Source organism: Bradyrhizobium sp. CCBAU 11434 (genome assembly GCF_028128895.1).
GTDB lineage: Bacteria > Pseudomonadota > Alphaproteobacteria > Rhizobiales > Xanthobacteraceae > Bradyrhizobium > Bradyrhizobium zhengyangense.
On record NZ_LBJX01000103.1, the window covers coordinates 522,496 to 539,708 of the forward strand.

A 17,213-nucleotide genomic window follows, 5' to 3' on the forward strand; every position below is an offset into this window, starting at 1 on the left:
GGACCTTACTCCGCGCGCTTGGCGGCTTTCTCGAACTTCTTGATGACGCGGTCGCGCTTGAGCTTCGACAGATAGTCGACGAACAGCACGCCGTTGAGATGGTCGATCTCGTGCTGGATGCAGGTGGCGTAGAGGCCTTCGGCGTCCTCTTCATGCACCTTGCCGTCGAGATCGATGAAGCGCACGCGCACCTTCGCCGGGCGTTCGACCTCCTCGTAATATTCGGGGATCGACAGGCAGCCTTCCTCGTAAGTGGACAGCTCCTCGGAGGAGGCGAGGATCTCCGGATTGATGAAGACGCGCGGCTCCGGCTTGGTCTCGCCGTCCTGGTTGGGCTTGGCGAGGTCCATGGTGATCAGCCGCAGCGGCTGCGCGATCTGGATCGCGGCGAGGCCAATGCCGGGCGCGTCGTACATGGTTTCGAACATGTCGTCGGCTAGCCTGCGGATCTCCGGCGTGACCTTCTCGATCGGCTTGGAGACGAGGCGCAGCTGCTTGTCGGGCAGGATGATGATTTCTCTGAGGGCCATGGCGGGCGATTTAAGCTGCGCGCGACAAGCGGTCAATGCGGCCGGGAACGCGTTAACGGTCCGCTAACCATAAAACTTCGGGTTTCGTTAACCATAAAAATTAGGGATGGATTAACTATAAATGTTCGCTATTCGTTCGTGCACCCTGGCGAATCGGATAGAAGGGCAGCATGAACGAGATCATTTTCATGCTGGGCGACTGGCCGGTGCGCGGAATCGATGCGCTGATCGGCTTCGGCGCGCTGGTTCTCATCCTACTGATCGTCATTGCGGTCGTGATCGCGCGCTCCGGGCGGCGCGGGGCGGAACTGGCGATGGCGCACGCGATCCGGGCCGACGAGCTCGAGGAGCGCCTCAGCCAGGTCCTGCACGCCCAGAGCGAGGCCGCCGGCCGCGCCGACGCCATGACCCAGGCGCTGGCCGGCCGCCAGGCCGAGATGGCGCGCGCGGTCAACGAACGGCTGGATTCGGTGACCCATCGGGTCGGCCAGTCCATGGAACACTCCTCCCGCAACACCATGGAGAGCCTGCGCGCGCTGCACGAGCGGCTCGGTATCATCGACAACGCGCACAAGAACCTCACCGACCTCACCACGCAAGTGACCACCCTGCGCGACGTGCTCGCCAACAAGCAGTCGCGCGGCGCGTTTGGCCAGGCGCGGATGGAGGCGATCGTCCAGGACGGCCTGCCGAAGGGTGCTTACGAATTCCAGTTCACGCTCTCGACCGGAAAACGGCCCGACTGCGTGGTGTTCCTGCCCGACCAGCGCCCGCTCTGCATCGACGCGAAATTCCCGCTGGAGGCGATGACCGCGCTGCACGATGCCCGCACGGACGAGGAGAAGCGCCTCGCCACGCAGCGGCTGCGCGGCGACGTGATGAAGCATGTCAGCGACATCGCGGAAAAATACCTCGTCACCGGCGAGACCCAGGAGATGGCGCTGATGTTCGTGCCGTCGGAATCGGTCTACGCCGAGATCCACGACGGTTTCGACGACGTGATCCAGAAGGCCTATCGCGCCCGCGTGGTGCTGGTGTCGCCGTCGCTCTTGATGCTTGCGATCCAGGTCATGCAGCAGATCATGAAGGACGCGCGCATGCGCGATGCCGCCGACCAGATCCAGACCGAGGTGATCAAGCTCGGCGACGATCTGGGCCGCCTGCGCGACCGCGTGCTTAAATTGCAGAAGCACTTTGCCGATGCCAACGAAGACGTCCGCCAGATCCTGATCTCCGCCGACAAGATCGAGAAGCGGGCCGGAAGGATCGAGGAGCTGGATTTCAGCAAGACGGACGCGCCCGAAGGCCCGCGGCTGGTGGCTACAGGGACGCCGGAGCTGTTCCCGAGGAAGCTCCAGGCGGGGGAGTAGATTTACGGCACACTGTCATGCCCCGCGAAGGCGGGGCATCCAGTACGCCGCGTCGGTTGCGATTGAACCGAGACGCTGGTGGGTACTGGATCGTCCGCCTTCGCGGACGAAGACAGGAGAGACGGCAGATGGGCGCACGCTCCTACTACGTCTACATTCTCGCCAGCAAGATCGGCGGCACGCTCTACATTGGCGTAACGAATGATCTCATCCGCCGCGTGGCTGAGCACAAGTCAAAACTCATCGAGAGCTTCACGGAAAAGTACGACGTAGCAAGGCTCGTCTATTTCGAGCAGTTCGACGATCCAGAGAACGCGATCAAACGAGAGAAGCGGCTCAAGAAATGGAATCGGGCCTGGAAGGTCCGATTGATCGAGAAAGACAACCCGAATTGGGATGATCTTTATCCCGCTATAGCCGGGCCACCATGATGGCGTCATACCGCGCGAAGGCCGGGTATCGAGTACGCCGCGACGGTGGCGATTGAACCGAAACGCTGGTGATTACTGGATCGTCCGCCTTCGCGGACGATGACACTGAGGGTGCGTTGAGGACTTCCGCCTCACTACTGCCGTGGGAGTTTTTTCGCCCAGAATCTGCTAACACCTCCACATGACCGCACCCGACGCGACCTCCTCCGCCGGCACCGATGCTCCCGCGACCTCATGGCGCGACAGCCTGGCTGTTTATCTGCAACCGCGGGTGCTGATTGTGCTGTTCCTCGGTTTCTCCTCAGGGCTACCGCTGGCGCTATCGGGCTCGACGCTGCTGGTGTGGATGCGCGAAGCCGGCGTCGACCTCAAGACCATCGGGCTGTTCGCGCTGGTCGGCACGCCCTATACGCTGAAGTTCCTGTGGGCGCCGCTGGTGGATGCGTTGCATGTGCCGCTGTTCACCCGAGCCTTCGGCCGGCGCCGCGGCTGGCTGCTGTTTTCGCAGATACTGCTGATCGTCGCGATCCTGCTGCTGGCGATGACCGATCCGGCACGCTCGCCGTTCTACGTCGCGCTCGGCGCGCTGCTGGTGGCGACGACGTCGTCGACGCAGGACATCGTGGTCGACGCCTTTCGCGTCGAGAGCCTGCCCGAGAGCGAGCAGGCCGCCGGCATGGCGGCCTATGTCGCGGCCTATCGCATCGGCATGCTGGTCTCGACCGCGGGGGCGCTGTTCATCGTCTCCGGTTTCGAGAGCACCGGTATCACCCGCAGCGCGGCCTGGATGTGGGGCTATGTAGTGATGGCGTCGATGGTGCTGATCGGGACGATCACGGCGCTCGTTGCCACCGAGCCCGAGCAATCGGAAAGGGCCGAAGCCGCGACGCACGAAGAGACCGCGTTCACGCGCGTGCTGCATGCGGCGATCGGTGCCTTCTCGGAGTTCCTGTCGCGCAAGGATGCGATCGCAGCGCTCGCCTTCGTGGTGCTGTTCAAGTTCACCGACGCATTCTCCGGCACCATGACGGCGCCGTTCGTGATCGACCTCGGCTTCACCCGCAACGACTATGCGGCGATCGTGAAAGGCGTCGGCCTCGCCGCGACGCTGATCGGCGGCTTTGCCGGCGGTTTCGTTGCGCGACGCTATTCGCTGGCAACTTCGCTCTGCATCGGCGGCGTGGTGCAGGCGCTGGCCAACCTCACCTTCTCCTGGCTCGCTGTGGTCGGCACCAGTCAATGGGCGCTGGCGCTCGCCATCTGCGCCGAGAATTTCACCAGCGCCATCGGCACCGTGATCTTCGTCGCCTATCTCTCCGCGCTCTGCCAGAACCCGCTGCACACGGCGACGCAATATGCGCTGCTCACCGCGCTCGCGGCGGTGGGGCGAACCTATCTCTCGTCAGGCGCCGGCTTCGTGGCTGCCGCAACCGGCTGGCCGCTGTTCTTCGTGATCTGCGTGCTGGTGGCTATCCCGAGCCTGGTGCTGCTGGTCTGGCTACAGAGGCGCGGACATTTCGATGCGCTGGGGCCGGTGAGGGTATAATCACCACTCATTGTCATGCCCCGCGAAGGCGGGGCATCCAGTACTCCGAGACAGTTGTGATTGACCGAGAAGCCGCGGCGTACTGGATCGCCCGCCCTCGCGGGCGATGACACCGAAAACGTGGCGAAAGCGTCTCGCCGCCCTTACTTCTTCACCAAACTCCACTTCGTCACCACGGCTTCACTCATCTGGCCGGGATCGCTGGCGCAGGCGACCTCATCCACCTTCACCGAGATCTCCTTGCCGACGAAGGATTTCAGCTGCGAGGCCTGCGCGTCGCTGGAGGTGACGAGCTGGAACGTCTCAGGTCCGGTCTCCAGATCGCACAGCCCGTTCGGCGCCGGCAGGCGGCGCGGCTCTGAGGTGATCTGGTACATCGCAACACGCTTGCCGGCGTTCTTGACGTCGCGAATCTTCATGGCGTTGAGCTCGCCCGACAGCACCTCGCCGGCACTGATCGGCTTGCCGGGCTTCGAGGGCGGCGGCGCACCATCGTCCTCCTGCGCGGCGCCGATGGCCGGTGTCACGAGCAGCAGCATCGTCGCGGCCAAAGCCGATCGTGTGGCGAATCGTTTCGTCATGTCGTCCGTTCCGTAGGTCTGTGGCTAGAACAGGGTCCGCTGCCGCATCGCGGCCGATAGCGTGCCCTCATCGAGATAATCAAGCTCGCCGCCGACGGGCACCCCATGGGCCAGCCGGGTGACCTTGACGTTGGCGTCCTGAAGCAGGTCGGTGATGTAGTGCGCGGTGGTCTGGCCGTCGACAGTTGCGTTCAGCGCCAGAATGATCTCGTGCACCTCGGCCGCATGCGCGCGCGCCACCAGCGCGTCGATGGTGAGATCCTGCGGACCGACGCCATCGAGCGGTGACAGCGTCGCGCCGAGCACGTGATAGCGCCCTTGCGTCGCATTGGCACGCTCCAGCGCCCAGAGATCGGCGACATCGGCGACGACGACGATGATGGCGGGATCGCGCTTCGGATCGGTGCAGACCGTGCAGGGATTTTGCGTGTCGATATTGCCGCAGGTCTTGCAGACCTGGACCTTGTCCAGCGCAACCTGCAAGGCCGACGACAGCGGCATCATCAGCGCTTCGCGCTTCTTGATCAGATGCAGCGCCGCGCGCCGCGCGGAGCGCGGACCCAAACCCGGCAGCCGTGCGAGAAGCTGAACCAGCCGCTCGATTTCAGGACCTGCAACCGCGCCCATGTTACTGGCCGAACAGCCCCGGCGGCAGGCCGAGCCCGCCGGTCAGCGACTGCATCTTCTCCTGCATCGCGGCCTCCGCCTTGCGGCGAGCATCACTGAGGGCAGTCACGAGCAGATCTTCCAGAACCTCGCGTTCTTCCGCCTTCATCAGCGAGGGATCGATCTTGACGGCCTTGACGTCCATCTTGGCGGTCATGCGCACGGCGACGAGACCGCCGCCGGAAATGCCCTCGACCTCCACATTGCCGAGCTGCTCCTGCATCTCCTGCATCTTGGATTGCAGCTGCGCCGCCTGCTTCATCATGCCGAGAAAATCAGCCATGGGTTTTCGTCCTCAAAGATTGGCTCAGAGATCGTCGGCGTCGGAACCGTCGGGCAGATCGTCAGAGCCGTAGTCGGCGTTATCATTGGATTCCGGCGCCTCGGGGGCAAGCCTGCGGACCTCGACGACCTTGGTACCGGGGAAGCGCGACAGCACCTCCTGCACGCGCGGGTCAGCCTCGGCATTGCGCGCATGTTCCTGCTTGGCGGCCTGGCTCACCGAACGCAGCGTCGCCTGGCCTTGCTCATTGGAAACAATGATGGTCCAGCGCCGACCGGTCCACAGCTCGAACTTGCGCGCGAGCTCGGAGATCATGGTCTTGGAGGCGTTCGGCTCGAGCGCGACCTCCAGTCGGCCTTCCTCGAAACGAACGAGGCGCATGTCGCCTTCGAGCGCGCTCTTGGTCATGAGGTCGCGCTTCTGACCCGCGAGCGCGACGAGCTGGGTGAAGCTGGTGACACGCAGCTGAGGTGTTGCGCCTTGCGGATCCGGCGCGGGCGCCGCCATCTGCGGCCGGGCCCCGCCGCCGAACGTTGATGGCGATGACGTCGGCATGCGAACCGGCGCGGCTGGCAGGGCGGGCGCGGCGGAGGCCGTCGGCACAGCCGGCGCGCTGCTGCGCGCGGCACTGCCGCTCACAATCTGCGAGCCGCCGCCGTTCTGCTCCAGCATCCGGATCGCTTCGTCCGGCGTCGGCAAATCGGCGACATAGGCGATGCGCACCAGCACCATCTCGGCAGCAGCAGCCGGACGCGTCGCGCCCTGCACCTCGGTGATGCCCTTGAGCAGCATCTGCCACATCCGCGACAGCACGCGCATCGAGATCTTGGAGGCGAAGTCCTTCGCGCGCACGCGCTCGGTCTCGCCATAGGCGACGTTGTCGGCGGTCGCCGGAATGATTTTCACGCGAGTGACGAAATTGACGAACTCGGCGAGGTCGGAGAGCACGACGATCGGATCGGCGCCGACGTCGTACTGATCGCGGAACTCCTTGAACGCAGCGGCGATATCGCCGCGCGCCAGCGACTCGAAGAGATCGATGACGCGGGTGCGGTCGGCAAGGCCCAGCATCTGCCTGACCGCGTCCGCCTTCACGGCGCCGGCCGCATGCGCGATCGCCTGGTCGAGCAGCGACAGCGAATCGCGCACCGAGCCTTCGGCCGCGCGCGCGATGATGCCGAGTGCCTCGGGCTCGATCTCGACATTTTCCTTGGCGGCAATGTTGGCGAGGTGCTTCATCAGCACGTCGGCCTCGACACGGCGCAGGTCGAAGCGTTGGCAGCGCGACAGCACCGTGACCGGGACCTTGCGGATCTCGGTCGTCGCGAACACGAATTTGGCGTGTTCCGGCGGCTCCTCCAGCGTCTTCAGGAAGGCGTTGAACGCCGCCGTCGACAGCATGTGGACTTCGTCGATGATGTAGACTTTGTAGCGGGCACTGGCCGGCGCGTAGCGCACGCTGTCATTGATCTGACGGACGTCGTCGACGCCGGTATGCGAGGCGGCGTCCATCTCCAGCACGTCCATGTGCCGGCTTTCCATGATCGCCTGGCAATGCACGCCTAGCGTCGGCATGTGGATGGTCGGGCCTTTCACCGAGCCATCCGGCATCTCGTAGTTGAGTGCACGGGCAAGGATGCGCGCAGTGGTGGTCTTGCCGACACCGCGGACGCCGGTGAGGATCCAGGCCTGCGGAATCCGCCCGGTCTCGAAGGCATTGGAGACGGTGCGGACCACGGCCTCCTGGCCGATCAGATCGTCGAAGCTTGAGGGGCGGTATTTCCGCGCCAGCACCCGATAAGGCGCGTTGCCGGCCGGGCCGGCGCGATCAGGAGGTGGAGGGGCGCCAGCGTCGGTCATCGGTCAATCCGCAATGGAATGTCTCTCGGCTGGCTTTTGCGGACATGAGCGCGCCAGCGGGAGGCCCGCCAGCGCAATTCGCTCGAAAAAACAGGTAGGAGACTGACGAGCGACCCGATCCGGACCTCGTTAGGGCTGCTTCCTTCCGGACCTGACCCGGTTGGCGAGTGGCTCGTCCACCGCCAATCTCCCGGTCCCTATTTGGGGCCAAAGGGAGCGGAAAGCAAGCGGGTATCACATTGGCCCACTTGATCTTGCCCAGCATCCGGGCAATTCCGGGTCTGCCCAGCCGATAGGCTGTGCTTCCGCTACCAAGGCCGCCTTGGTAAGAACGCTGCCGGAACTCCACCTAACCAGAAAAGCGATTGATCCCAATGGTTACACGTCGTGATGTTGCATCGATTGTCGGACTTGGCGCCATCGGCGCGGCGACCGCGAGCGCGCTGGCCTCTCCGGCCGTGGCCCAGGCGGCTGATCCCAACGAATCGACCTTTGCCCGCATCCGCCGCACCAAGAAGATGCGGATCGGTGCGGTCGGCGGCGGCGGGCCCTATTACATGAAGGATCTTTCCAGCGGCCAGTGGAAGGGCTTCTACATCGACATCGCCAAGGGGCTGGCCGACGACATGGAGGCGGAGCTCGAGATCACCGAGACCACCTGGGGCAATTCGGTGCTCGATCTGCAGTCCAACAAGATCGACATCTTCTTCGGCCTCAATCCGACCCCGAAGCGCGCGCTGGTGATCGACTTCTCGGTGCCTGTTTTCAACAACGCCTTCGGCATCCTCTGCAAGAAGGACTTCAAGCCGAAGAGCTGGGCCGAGCTGAACTCGCCCGATATCAAGATCGCGGTCGACCAGGGCTCCTCGCACGACCAGGTCGTCAGCCGTCTGACGCCGAAGGCGCAGATCTCGCGCCTGAAGACCGCCGACGATGCCACCGCCGCGCTGCAGACCGGCCGTGTCGACGCGCAGTGCCTCATCACCATGCTGTCGCTGACCGTGCTGAAGAAGAACCCCTCGCTCGGCCAGTTCGTGCTGCCGACGCCGATCTTCGCGACGACGTCGAATGCCGGCTTCCGGCGCGAGAACGACAAGACCTGGCGCGACTACGTCAACACCTGGATCGACTTCAACAAGGGCCTCGGCTTCATCCGCAACGCCATCATCACCAACATGGAGCTGGTGGGCGTGACCGAGGCGGACATTCCGCCGGGCGTTTCGTTGTAAGCTTTCCACCGTCATTCCGGGGCGATGCGAAGCATCGAACCCGGAATCTCGAGGTTCCGGGTTCTCGCGACGCGAGCCCCGGAACGACAATGCCAGCGACTAGGCGTACGACGAGTTAAACACGCATGTATCAGTGGGACTTCGGCATCCTCTGGAGCTATCGCTGGCTCTTTCTCAACGGGCTTGGCGTCACCGTCGGCTTCACCGTGGTGATCGTGGTGCTTGGCCTCGTCTTCGGCCTGTTCGGGGCGTTCGGCAGCCTGTCGCGCTTCAAGGCGGTACGCCTCACCGCCCTCACCTTCATCGAGGCGTTCCGCTGCACGCCGATCCTGGTGCAGCTGATCTGGTTCTACTACGCACTGCCGATCCTAGCCGGCGTCGAGATGACGCCGATCACCGCGTCGGCGCTGGCGCTGTCGCTCTATGGCGGCTCGTTCTATTCGGAGATCATCCGCGGCGGCATCATCTCGATCGACAAGGGCCAGTCGGAAGCCGGCGCCGCGCTCGGCATGACACCGGGCCAGAGCATGCGACGCATCGTGCTGCCGCAGGCGATCAAGCGCATGATCCCGGCGCTGATGAACCAGTCGATCATCCAGTTCAAGAACACCTCGCTGGTCTCGGTGCTGGCCGTGCCGGATCTGGTTTATCAAAGCCAGGTTGCAGCGCATGACAGCTACCGGCCGCTGGAGACCTACACGGCGGTTGCGGTCGCCTATGCGGCGATCCTGATCCCGCTCACCATCATCGTCCGCCGCGGCGAGAAGCGACTGGCGGTCAGCGAATGAGCGACACGTCCAAGACCATTCCGAAAATCGAGGTTCGTGGCCTTCGCAAAAGCTTTGGCAGCAACGAAGTCCTGAAGAACATTAGTCTCGACGTCGCCAAGGGTGGCGTCGTGGCGTTGATCGGGCCATCAGGCTCGGGCAAATCGACTCTGCTCCGCTGCATCAATCTCCTGGTCGTGCCCGACGGCGGCAGCGTCCGCGTCGGCGACACGCGCTTCGCGTTCGGCGACGGTTCGAAGCTTCCCGATGTGAGGACGCTCGCAAAATTCCGCGCCACGACCGGCATGGTATTCCAGCACTTCAATCTGTTCCCGCACATGACGACGCTTCAGAACGTGATGGAGGGGCCCGTCACGGTCCGGCGCATGGCCAAGGCCGAGGCCGAAAAGCTCGCTCGCACGCAGCTTGCCAAAGTTGGCCTTGCGGAGAAGGCGGACCAATATCCGGCAACGCTGTCCGGCGGCCAGAAGCAGCGCGTCGCGATCGCGCGCGCGCTTGCGATGGAGCCTGATGTGATGCTGTTCGACGAGGCGACGTCGGCGCTCGATCCGGAGCTCGTCGGCGAGGTGCTAAGCGTGATCCAGCAGCTGGCTTCCGAAGGCATGACCATGGTGATCGTGACCCACGAGATTGCCTTTGCCCGCGAGGTCGCCGACCGCCTCATCTTCATGCGCGACGGTGTCGTGGTCGAGGAAGGCCCAGCGCGGCAGGTGATCGACAATCCCAGCGAAGCCGCGACGCGCGCCTTCCTCAGCCATTTCCACCGCACCGGCGCGCTGCCGCCGGCGAACGCGACACTGTGATGTCCGAGATCACTCGCGTCTATCTCGTCACCGGTGCCGCCAGCGGCATCGGCCGCGCCACCGCAAAGCTGCTTGCCGCACCCGGCACGGCGCTGCTGCTGCACACGCGCTCGAACGCCACGGGACTCGATGCCACCGCAGCGGAAGCCGAAGCAAAGGGCGCCGCGGTCGCCAAATGCCTTGGCGATCTTGCCGAGGAAACAGCCGCGACCGATGCCATCGCCGCCACGCAAACCGCCTTCGGCCGGCTCGATGGACTGGTTCTCGTCGGCGGCCACGCCCGCCGCGGCAGCGCCATCGGCACGCCCGCGGACCATTTCCGGCAAGCGATGGACGAATCGGCGCTCGCGTTCACGCGGATGGTCGGAGCCGCACTTCCTCTGTTACGCGCCGGCCAAGATGCACGGATCGTGGCGGTATCGTCCTTCGTGGCACACGCCATCCGGCCTGAATTCGCGCCGTTTGCGGCAACGGCCGCGAGCCGCTCCGCGCTCGAAGCGCTGGTGCGGCTCGCCGCAGTCGAGCTCGCGACGGACGGCATCACCGTCAATGCGGTGGCCCCCGGCCTGATCGTCAAGGACAAGCCGAGCGAGAGCCGGCTGTCGCCCGAGCAGATTGCCGCAACGGAAGCGCTGATCCCGATGCGCCGCCGCGGGCGGCCGGACGAGGTCGCCGAGATCGTCGCCTTCCTGGCATCCCCGAAAGCATCCTACGTCACCGGCCAGGTCTGGCACGTCAATGGAGGCCTGACTTGACCGAAGCAACCATCCAACACCTCCGCCTGTTCCTGATCGAAAGCCCGATCAAGATGGCGCGCCTGCAGGGCGTCGGCAACGTCAAGGGCACGGTGAAGCGCGTGTTGATCGAGCTGACCTCCAGCGACGGCGTGGTCGGCTGGGGCGAGGCGGCGCCGTGGGAGGTCTTTACGGGAACGCCTGAAGCGGCGTTCTCGGCGCTCGACATTTATCTGCGGCCGATCCTGCTCGGCAAACCCGTACGGCGCGTCCGCGCGCTGATGGCGGAGCTCGACCGCGCGCTGGTCGGCCATGCCGAAGCAAAAGTCGCGATCGAGATGGCACTGCTCGACATCGTCGGCAAATCGTCGGGGCTGTCGGTCGCCGATCTCCTTGGCGGCCGGGTGCGCGATACCATCCCCCTTTCCTTTTCGATCGCCGATCCGGATTTCGCCGCCGATCTCGAACGCATGCGAAAGATGGTTCCGGAGGGGAATGTCATCTACAAGGTCAAGACCGGCGTGAAGCCGCATCGCGAGGACCTCGGTCATCTCGAGGCGATCCGGAAGGAATTTGGTGACAAGGTCGATCTGCGCGTCGACTACAACCAGGCGCTGGCGCCGTTCGGCGCGATCAAGATCCTGCGCGATGTCGAGGAATTCGCGCCGACCTTCATCGAGCAGCCGGTGCCGCGCAAATTCCTCGACGTGATGGCGCAGCTTACCGCGGCGCTGGAAACGCCCGTGCTCGCCGATGAAAGCTGCTTCGACCGCCGCGACATGATGGAGGTGGCGCGCCGCGAGGCGGCCGATGCCGTCTCCATCAAGCTGATGAAGGCCGGTGGCCTGTTCGAGGCGCAGGCGATCATGGCGATCGCCGACATCGCCGGCCTGCCCGGCTATGGCGGCACGCTATGGGAAGGCGGCATTGGTCTTGCCGCCGGGACACAGCTGATCGCGGCAACACCGGGCATCTCGCTCGGCTGCGAATTCTACATGCCGCACCACGTGTTGACCGAGGACGTGCTGGAAGAGCGCGTGGCCAACCGCGGAGGTCACGTCGTCGTGCCCGATGGGCCGGGTCTCGGGATTCGCGTGAGCGAGGCCTCGATTCGAGGCAACGCGCGGGTTCTGGCGGAGGCGTAAGGCAGCCACCGGCACGGCACAAACTCGGTCGTCGTCCCGGCGCGCTCTTTGGGCGCGCTTGTCCGGGACGACGAGCGTGTATGCAGCAAGAGCGGAGCCCAATCCTTCCCCTCGCCAACTCCCTATCGTATGGTCCGACCCAGCACGCCCGACCCCATCGGGCCATCCGGAAACCTCCATGCCCGAACCTGCCTGGTCGCTGCACTCCCGCCTGAAAGAGGACACCATCGACATTGGCGATCTGCCGCTGTCGAAGGTGCTGGTCATCAAGGACGCGCATTATCCCTGGCTGCTGCTGGTGCCGCGACGCGCCGATGCGGTCGAGATCATCGATCTCGACGAGGTACAGCAGGCACAGCTGATGACGGAGGTCTCCCGCGTCTCGCGCGCGCTGAAGGAGATCACCAAATGCGACAAGCTCAATGTCGCGGCGCTCGGCAATCTCGTGCCGCAGCTTCACATTCACATCATCGCACGCCGCACCAGCGATGCCGCCTGGCCGCGGCCGGTCTGGGGCGTGATGAAGCCGCTGGCGCACGATGCCACCGAGGTACAGAATTTCATCAGCGCGCTTCGCAAGAAAATCTGGTTGGGTTGAAAGAACAAGAAATGTCAGCATTTGACTCGTTTCCGCTGGGGCAGCCGGCCTTCGTCACCAACATCCTCGATCGCGCCGCGCATCTGCGCCGCGACGACGAAAAGCTGTTCGCGATGGAGCAGAAGTCGTCGTCGCGCGCCTATGTCGTCTACCGCGACTCGCTGCTGGTGAAGCGCGAGGGCGACAAGGCGCGTGCGCTGCTGTCGATCGACGAGGCGCTGAAATGCGGCGCCAACCCGGGCACGATCTTTCTGGGCTTGCGCGACGGCGCGGCGATCTTCGGCATGGGCCTGGCACAGGCCGCTGCCGAGAAACTCATCGGCCGCGAGGACTACACCGTCACCGAGCTGCGCGGCATGGCGATGCAGGGCGCGATCCCGCCCGACGAGCTGTCGGCGATTGCGATGGCAAAGTCGATGGTCGGCTGGCACCAGCGCCACGGCTATTGCGCCAATTGCGGCACCCGCAGCGCGATGAAAGAAGGCGGCTGGAAGCGCGAATGCCCGGCGTGCAAGGCCGAGCATTTTCCCCGCACCGACCCGGTCGTGATCATGCACGTCGCCTCGGGCGACAAATGCCTGCTCGGCCGCCAGAAGCAGTTTCCGCCGGGCATGTTTTCGTGCCTCGCCGGCTTCGTCGAGGCCGCCGAAACCATCGAGGATGCGGTGCGTCGCGAAATCCTGGAGGAGTCAGGCATTCGCTGCACGGACGTGCAGTATTACATGACGCAGCCCTGGCCCTATCCGTCGTCGCTGATGATCGGCTGCAGCGCGCGGGCGCTGAACGAGGACATCGTGGTCGACCATTCCGAGCTGGAGGACGCACGCTGGTTCACGCGCGATGAGGCGGCGCTGATGCTGAAACGGACGCATCCGGACGGACTTGCCGGACCGCATCCGTTTGCGATCGCGCATCACCTGCTCGGTCGCTGGGTGCACGACAAGATCTGAGGCGGCCGATGGCGCACTCTGCGATCGCGCCGCGCATCCTGTGCATCGGCATTCCCGTGCGCGACCTCACCTTCCGGGTGGAGGCCGTGCCGGAGCGCGGCAGCAAGGCGAACGCGATGCATCTTGCCGAGATCTGCGGCGGCAACGCGCTCAACGCCGCGATCGCGATGGCGCGGCTCGGCGGCCGCGTCGCGTTTGCGGGGCCGATGGGCGATGCGCTGGAGACGTCGAGCGGCTTCATTCTCGAGCGGATGGCTGCCGAGGGGATCGAGACCGGGCACATCGTGCGCATCCCTGGCGCGACCACGCCCGTCTCGGCGATCATCATCGACGCGTCTGGCGAACGAACGCTGACGATCTACCGCGATCCCGCGCTGTGGAGCGTAAAGCTATCCGATGCCGACGAACTGCTCGCGGGTTGCCAGGCAGTGCTCGTCGAGAGCCGCTGCGGCGCCTTCTGCATCGATCTCTGCACCGAGGCGCGCCGGCGCGGCATTCCCGTCGTCGTCGGCGTCGATCGCGCGATGGAGCTGACGGACGGCTTGCTTACGGTCGCCTCGCATCTGCTGTTTGCCAGCGAGCAGGCGCAGGAGACCGCCAGCGTCGAAGACGACAGCGAAGCGCTGAGGCGGCTCGCCAAACTCACGCCAGCTTTCCTCGCCGCCACCCGCGGCCCGCGTGGCACGATCTGGCTGGACGAGGTCGGCCAGCTGGAGGAGACGCCAGCTTTTCCGGTCGAGGCAGTGGACACGCTCGGCGCCGGCGATGTCTTCCATGGCGCCTTCACGCTTCGCCTCGCCGAGCGTGGCAGCGTGCGCGAGGCGCTGCGATTCGCCGCGGCCGCTGCGGCGCTGAAATGCACGCGCCATGGTGGTGGCATGGCCGCACCGCAACGTATTGAAGTTGAAGCGTTTTTGCAGGATAGGCGTTAGCCCTATTGCGGGGACACGCTACGATTATGGACTTGCTATAGAAAGATTTTCTCTATATCAGGGAAATCGGCCCTTAAATTGGAACAAAGTTCTTCAAATGACTGATGTCGCTGTCCAGATCCCCGAGACCAGCCGCCGGCTCGACGCCATCGATCGCAAGATCCTGATGGTCCTCCAGGAGGACGCCTCACTGTCCGTTGCCGAAATCGGCGACCGTGTCGGACTGTCCTCGACCCCCTGCTGGAAGCGCATCCAGCGCCTCGAGGCCGACGGTGTGATCCTGAAGCGCGTGGCGCTGGTCGACCAGAACAAGATCGGGCTCGGCATCTCCGTATTCGTCTCGGTTGAGAGCTCCGATCATTCCGACGCCTGGCTGAAGAAATTCGCCGAAGCCGTCAGCGCCATGCCCGAAGTGATGGAATTCTACCGCATGGCCGGTGACGTCGATTACATGCTGCGCGTCGTGGTCGCGGACATGCAGGCCTATGACATCTTCTACAAGAAGCTGATCAGCGCCGTGCCGCTCAAGAACGTCACCTCGCGATTCGCGATGGAGAAGATCAAGTCGGTGACGGCGCTGCCGATCCCGGCGGTGGTGGCGGCCTGACACTTAATTCTTATTTTTGGCGCGTTTAGGCTGGCTGAAACGTCGGCAGCGCGACAGTGACCCGCGTGCCCCCGCTCGGGGCCGCGGCGATATCGATCGTGCCGCCATGCGCCTCGACGAGGCTGCGCGCCACGGCAAGGCCAAGGCCGGCGCCGCCGGTCGCGCGATTGCGCGACTTTTCCAGCCGGTGGAACGGCTCCAGCACCGCCTGCCGCTGATTGGCCGGAATGCCCGGCCCCTCGTCGTCGATCGACACGACAATGGCGCCGTCCTTCAGCGCCGCGCGAACCTGTGCGGCATGACCGTAGGCCAGTGCGTTGTCGATAATGTTGGCGAGGATCCGCCGCAGCGCCAGTCGATCCCCGAGCACGATCGTATCCCGCGCATGCGCGTCCGTTACCAAATCCACCGGGGCGCCCTGCGCGCGGCGATCGCGCACTTCGGCGGCGATCAGCGCGACGAACTCGACCATCTCCTGCGACAGGCCACCGGCGCCGGCCCGCGTCGACAGCAGCGCGTCGTCGAGCAGCCGGATCATGTCGTCGATATTGGCAACCGCCCGCTGCCGCTCGGCATCATCGGGGATGTGCTCGACGCGCAACCGCAGCCTGGTCGCGAACGTCCTGACATCATGGGCGATGCCGCCAACCAGCGTCATGCGCGCGCGCAGCATCTCCGCGAGCCGCCCCTGCAAGCGGTTGAACGCGGCAATGACGGCGCGTATTTCGGGCGCGCTGCGGCGCGCATCCGGCAGCGGCGGCGGATCGGCCGACAGATCGACGCGATCGACGGCAGCGGCGAGGTGCGCCAATGGCCGCGTCTCGCGCTGCATGACCAGCAGCGCCAGCAGGGCCACGATCGAGCCGAACAGGCCCGCGCCGAAACCGACGGGCAGGCCGAGCGGGGTGACCGGCAGGCGGGTATAGGCATCGATGATCAGGAGCTCGCCGCTGTGCAGGCCGATCCGGAATTCGATGGCATTGGCCATCAGCCGCGCGATGCGGGGAAACATGCGCGCGACACGGTGGTCGGGTGGCGACACGATCTCGACCGGGCGTCCCGACAGGCCGGCGGCATAGGTCTCGCGCAGCTTTTGCTGCTGCTCCGGCGTCTCGCCATCGACCGGTGTAGCCGACGGCATGACCCGCACCATGAATTGCGGTGAAGACACGGCATCCAGCACGGACTGCCGCGAAGCAATGGCCGTGCGCTCGAGCAGCGAAGCCAGCGCATCGAGGCGTTCGGGCGTCGGCCGGGTCAGTTCGTTCTCATGAACGGTGGTGCGATAGAAGATCGCCACGACGACGGTGACCACTACGCTAAAGCCGATCAAGCCGATCAGGGCCAGCCGCGCCGCCAGCGTGACGCGCAGCATCACGACACCTGCCTGACGGTCGCGGTGAACAGATAGCCGCCGTTTCGCACCGTCGTGATGAGATTGGAGCCGGGGCTGGCACCGTCGAGCTTCCTGCGAAGCCGCGAGATCAGCATGTCGACGGTGCGGTCGAACGGCTCGGCCGAACGTCCCCGCGTCCAGTCGAGGATCTGGTCGCGGGTCAGTACCCGGCGCGGCCGCTGCACGAAGCAGCCGAGCAGGTCGAACTCGGCACTGGTCAATTGCAGCGCCTCGGCCTCAATCGCCTCGACGCTGCGCGCATCGAGATCAATCACGAAGCGGTCGAACGCAAATCGCCGGACCAGCGGCTTGGCGATGATGCCATTGCTGCGGCGGAGGATGGCTCGGACCCGCGCCAGCAACTCGCGCGGACCGAACGGCTTTGCGAGATAATCGTCGGCACCCATCTCCAGGCCGACCACGCGATCGATCTCGTCGCTCTTGGCGGTCAGCATCAGGATCGGGACGGAATCGTCTGCGCGCAAGCGGCGACAGATCGAAAGCCCGTCCTCGCCCGGCAGCATCAGGTCGAGGATCACGATGTCAGGCCGCAACCGCTGAAGCATCGCATCCATCGCCTTGCCGTCGCCGACACAGGCGACCTCGAACCCCTCGCGCCGCATGAAATCGGCGACGAGACGGCTGATCTCGGGATCGTCCTCCACCATGAGAATCGTGGCTGGATGCGCATTCATCGCCGCATTGTGGATGACATCACGGCTCGCGCAAGGGCGCGGGCAGCGTTGTTACATAGTGTTACACGC

At 64.9% G+C, this 17,213-nt stretch carries 19 protein-coding genes and 1 other RNA gene; 12 read left to right on the forward strand and 8 right to left on the reverse strand.

All coding sequences use genetic code 11. The features are described 5' to 3' along the window. Positions 1 to 5: 5 nt before the first annotated feature. On the reverse strand, positions 6 to 530 hold the full coding sequence (gene def / locus XI06_RS42590) for a peptide deformylase (protein WP_237859767.1): 525 nt from the start codon (positions 528 to 530) through the stop codon (positions 6 to 8). A 170-nt stretch (positions 531 to 700) separates the two neighbouring features. Here def and XI06_RS42595 point away from each other — a divergent pair, with 170 nt between their 5' ends. The 3 genes from XI06_RS42595 (at position 701) to XI06_RS42605 (ending at position 3,877) form a co-directional block, all read left to right on the forward strand. Continuing rightward, complete coding sequence (locus XI06_RS42595; RefSeq protein ID WP_271608012.1) at positions 701 to 1,900, forward strand: DNA recombination protein RmuC; 1,200 nt, start codon at positions 701 to 703, stop codon at positions 1,898 to 1,900. Positions 1,901 to 2,028: 128 nt separating this feature from the next. After that, the gene (locus XI06_RS42600; protein ID WP_237859771.1) at positions 2,029 to 2,331 is read left to right on the forward strand and encodes a GIY-YIG nuclease family protein; all 303 of its coding nucleotides are present in this window, start codon (positions 2,029 to 2,031) and stop codon (positions 2,329 to 2,331) included. A 181-nt stretch (positions 2,332 to 2,512) separates the two neighbouring features. Continuing rightward, positions 2,513 to 3,877, forward strand: coding sequence for an AmpG family muropeptide MFS transporter (locus XI06_RS42605; RefSeq protein ID WP_237859773.1), 1,365 nt, complete (start codon positions 2,513 to 2,515; stop codon positions 3,875 to 3,877). Between the two features lie 143 nt (positions 3,878 to 4,020). Here the strand turns inward: XI06_RS42605 and XI06_RS42610 are convergent, their stop codons facing one another. From XI06_RS42610 to ffs, 5 genes are all read right to left on the reverse strand, one after another. Next, positions 4,021 to 4,458: a hypothetical protein gene (locus tag XI06_RS42610; protein WP_237859775.1), complete on the reverse strand. Its 438-nt coding sequence runs from the start codon at positions 4,456 to 4,458 to the stop codon at positions 4,021 to 4,023. A gap of 24 nt (positions 4,459 to 4,482) precedes the next feature. Next, positions 4,483 to 5,085, reverse strand: coding sequence for a recombination mediator RecR (gene recR, locus XI06_RS42615; RefSeq protein WP_027561562.1), 603 nt, complete (start codon positions 5,083 to 5,085; stop codon positions 4,483 to 4,485). Position 5,086: 1 nt separating this feature from the next. Beyond that, positions 5,087 to 5,407, reverse strand: coding sequence for a YbaB/EbfC family nucleoid-associated protein (locus XI06_RS42620; protein ID WP_271608013.1), 321 nt, complete (start codon positions 5,405 to 5,407; stop codon positions 5,087 to 5,089). Positions 5,408 to 5,431: 24 nt separating this feature from the next. Next, positions 5,432 to 7,267 (reverse strand): DNA polymerase III subunit gamma/tau, encoded by a 1,836-nt coding sequence (locus XI06_RS42625; protein WP_271608014.1) that lies wholly within the window; start codon positions 7,265 to 7,267, stop codon positions 5,432 to 5,434. A gap of 94 nt (positions 7,268 to 7,361) precedes the next feature. After that, positions 7,362 to 7,458: signal recognition particle sRNA small type (gene ffs / locus XI06_RS42630), an RNA gene on the reverse strand. 183 nt (positions 7,459 to 7,641) lie between these two features. Between ffs and XI06_RS42635 the strand changes: the two genes are divergently transcribed. The 9 genes from XI06_RS42635 to XI06_RS42675 all read left to right on the forward strand — a co-directional run bounded on the left by XI06_RS42635 (position 7,642) and on the right by XI06_RS42675 (position 15,053). Then, positions 7,642 to 8,496 carry a transporter substrate-binding domain-containing protein gene (locus tag XI06_RS42635; protein WP_271608015.1) on the forward strand — a complete coding sequence of 285 codons (855 nt, stop codon included), beginning with the start codon at positions 7,642 to 7,644 and terminating at the stop codon, positions 8,494 to 8,496. Positions 8,497 to 8,621: 125 nt separating this feature from the next. After that, positions 8,622 to 9,284 carry an amino acid ABC transporter permease gene (locus tag XI06_RS42640; protein WP_129275997.1) on the forward strand — a complete coding sequence of 221 codons (663 nt, stop codon included), beginning with the start codon at positions 8,622 to 8,624 and terminating at the stop codon, positions 9,282 to 9,284. Next, entirely contained in the window at positions 9,281 to 10,087 is an 807-nt protein-coding gene (locus tag XI06_RS42645) for an amino acid ABC transporter ATP-binding protein (protein WP_271608016.1), read from the forward strand. Before XI06_RS42640 ends, XI06_RS42645 begins: the two co-directional genes overlap by 4 nt. After that, entirely contained in the window at positions 10,087 to 10,842 is a 756-nt protein-coding gene (locus XI06_RS42650; RefSeq protein WP_271608017.1) for an SDR family NAD(P)-dependent oxidoreductase, read from the forward strand. The genes XI06_RS42645 and XI06_RS42650 overlap by 1 nt, the downstream gene beginning before the upstream one ends. Further along, a complete protein-coding gene (locus tag XI06_RS42655) occupies positions 10,839 to 11,966 on the forward strand; it encodes a muconate cycloisomerase family protein (protein ID WP_237859788.1) in 1,128 nt (375 codons plus the stop codon). Before XI06_RS42650 ends, XI06_RS42655 begins: the two co-directional genes overlap by 4 nt. A gap of 178 nt (positions 11,967 to 12,144) precedes the next feature. Beyond that, positions 12,145 to 12,564 carry an HIT domain-containing protein gene (locus tag XI06_RS42660; protein ID WP_271608018.1) on the forward strand — a complete coding sequence of 140 codons (420 nt, stop codon included), beginning with the start codon at positions 12,145 to 12,147 and terminating at the stop codon, positions 12,562 to 12,564. 11 nt (positions 12,565 to 12,575) lie between these two features. Next, entirely contained in the window at positions 12,576 to 13,514 is a 939-nt protein-coding gene (gene nudC, locus XI06_RS42665; protein WP_237891748.1) for an NAD(+) diphosphatase, read from the forward strand. Between the two features lie 8 nt (positions 13,515 to 13,522). Beyond that, a complete protein-coding gene (locus XI06_RS42670) occupies positions 13,523 to 14,446 on the forward strand; it encodes a sugar kinase (protein WP_271608019.1) in 924 nt (307 codons plus the stop codon). Positions 14,447 to 14,543: 97 nt separating this feature from the next. After that, positions 14,544 to 15,053, forward strand: coding sequence for an Lrp/AsnC family transcriptional regulator (locus tag XI06_RS42675; protein WP_063693182.1), 510 nt, complete (start codon positions 14,544 to 14,546; stop codon positions 15,051 to 15,053). 25 nt (positions 15,054 to 15,078) lie between these two features. Here the strand turns inward: XI06_RS42675 and XI06_RS42680 are convergent, their stop codons facing one another. Continuing rightward, the gene (locus tag XI06_RS42680) at positions 15,079 to 16,428 is read right to left on the reverse strand and encodes a sensor histidine kinase (RefSeq protein ID WP_271608020.1); all 1,350 of its coding nucleotides are present in this window, start codon (positions 16,426 to 16,428) and stop codon (positions 15,079 to 15,081) included. Continuing rightward, entirely contained in the window at positions 16,428 to 17,144 is a 717-nt protein-coding gene (locus XI06_RS42685; RefSeq protein WP_271608021.1) for a response regulator, read from the reverse strand. The genes XI06_RS42680 and XI06_RS42685 overlap by 1 nt, the downstream gene beginning before the upstream one ends. Positions 17,145 to 17,213: the final 69 nt, after the last annotated feature.

What these genes read in the sequence shown, in the direction of transcription:
- def (WP_237859767.1), bottom strand. Translation starts at nt 530, where the DNA reads ATGGCCCTCAGAGAAATCATCATCCTGCCCGACAAGCAGCTGCGCCTC.
- XI06_RS42595 (WP_271608012.1), top strand. Translation starts at nt 701, where the DNA reads ATGAACGAGATCATTTTCATGCTGGGCGACTGGCCGGTGCGCGGAATC.
- XI06_RS42600 (WP_237859771.1), top strand. Translation starts at nt 2,029, where the DNA reads ATGGGCGCACGCTCCTACTACGTCTACATTCTCGCCAGCAAGATCGGC.
- XI06_RS42605 (WP_237859773.1), top strand. Translation starts at nt 2,513, where the DNA reads ATGACCGCACCCGACGCGACCTCCTCCGCCGGCACCGATGCTCCCGCG.
- XI06_RS42610 (WP_237859775.1), bottom strand. Translation starts at nt 4,458, where the DNA reads ATGACGAAACGATTCGCCACACGATCGGCTTTGGCCGCGACGATGCTG.
- recR (WP_027561562.1), bottom strand. Translation starts at nt 5,085, where the DNA reads ATGGGCGCGGTTGCAGGTCCTGAAATCGAGCGGCTGGTTCAGCTTCTC.
- XI06_RS42620 (WP_271608013.1), bottom strand. Translation starts at nt 5,407, where the DNA reads ATGGCTGATTTTCTCGGCATGATGAAGCAGGCGGCGCAGCTGCAATCC.
- XI06_RS42625 (WP_271608014.1), bottom strand. Translation starts at nt 7,267, where the DNA reads ATGACCGACGCTGGCGCCCCTCCACCTCCTGATCGCGCCGGCCCGGCC.
- XI06_RS42635 (WP_271608015.1), top strand. Translation starts at nt 7,642, where the DNA reads ATGGTTACACGTCGTGATGTTGCATCGATTGTCGGACTTGGCGCCATC.
- XI06_RS42640 (WP_129275997.1), top strand. Translation starts at nt 8,622, where the DNA reads ATGTATCAGTGGGACTTCGGCATCCTCTGGAGCTATCGCTGGCTCTTT.
- XI06_RS42645 (WP_271608016.1), top strand. Translation starts at nt 9,281, where the DNA reads ATGAGCGACACGTCCAAGACCATTCCGAAAATCGAGGTTCGTGGCCTT.
- XI06_RS42650 (WP_271608017.1), top strand. Translation starts at nt 10,087, where the DNA reads ATGTCCGAGATCACTCGCGTCTATCTCGTCACCGGTGCCGCCAGCGGC.
- XI06_RS42660 (WP_271608018.1), top strand. Translation starts at nt 12,145, where the DNA reads ATGCCCGAACCTGCCTGGTCGCTGCACTCCCGCCTGAAAGAGGACACC.
- nudC (WP_237891748.1), top strand. Translation starts at nt 12,576, where the DNA reads ATGTCAGCATTTGACTCGTTTCCGCTGGGGCAGCCGGCCTTCGTCACC.
- XI06_RS42670 (WP_271608019.1), top strand. Translation starts at nt 13,523, where the DNA reads ATGGCGCACTCTGCGATCGCGCCGCGCATCCTGTGCATCGGCATTCCC.
- XI06_RS42675 (WP_063693182.1), top strand. Translation starts at nt 14,544, where the DNA reads ATGACTGATGTCGCTGTCCAGATCCCCGAGACCAGCCGCCGGCTCGAC.
- XI06_RS42680 (WP_271608020.1), bottom strand. Translation starts at nt 16,428, where the DNA reads ATGCTGCGCGTCACGCTGGCGGCGCGGCTGGCCCTGATCGGCTTGATC.
- XI06_RS42685 (WP_271608021.1), bottom strand. Translation starts at nt 17,144, where the DNA reads ATGAATGCGCATCCAGCCACGATTCTCATGGTGGAGGACGATCCCGAG.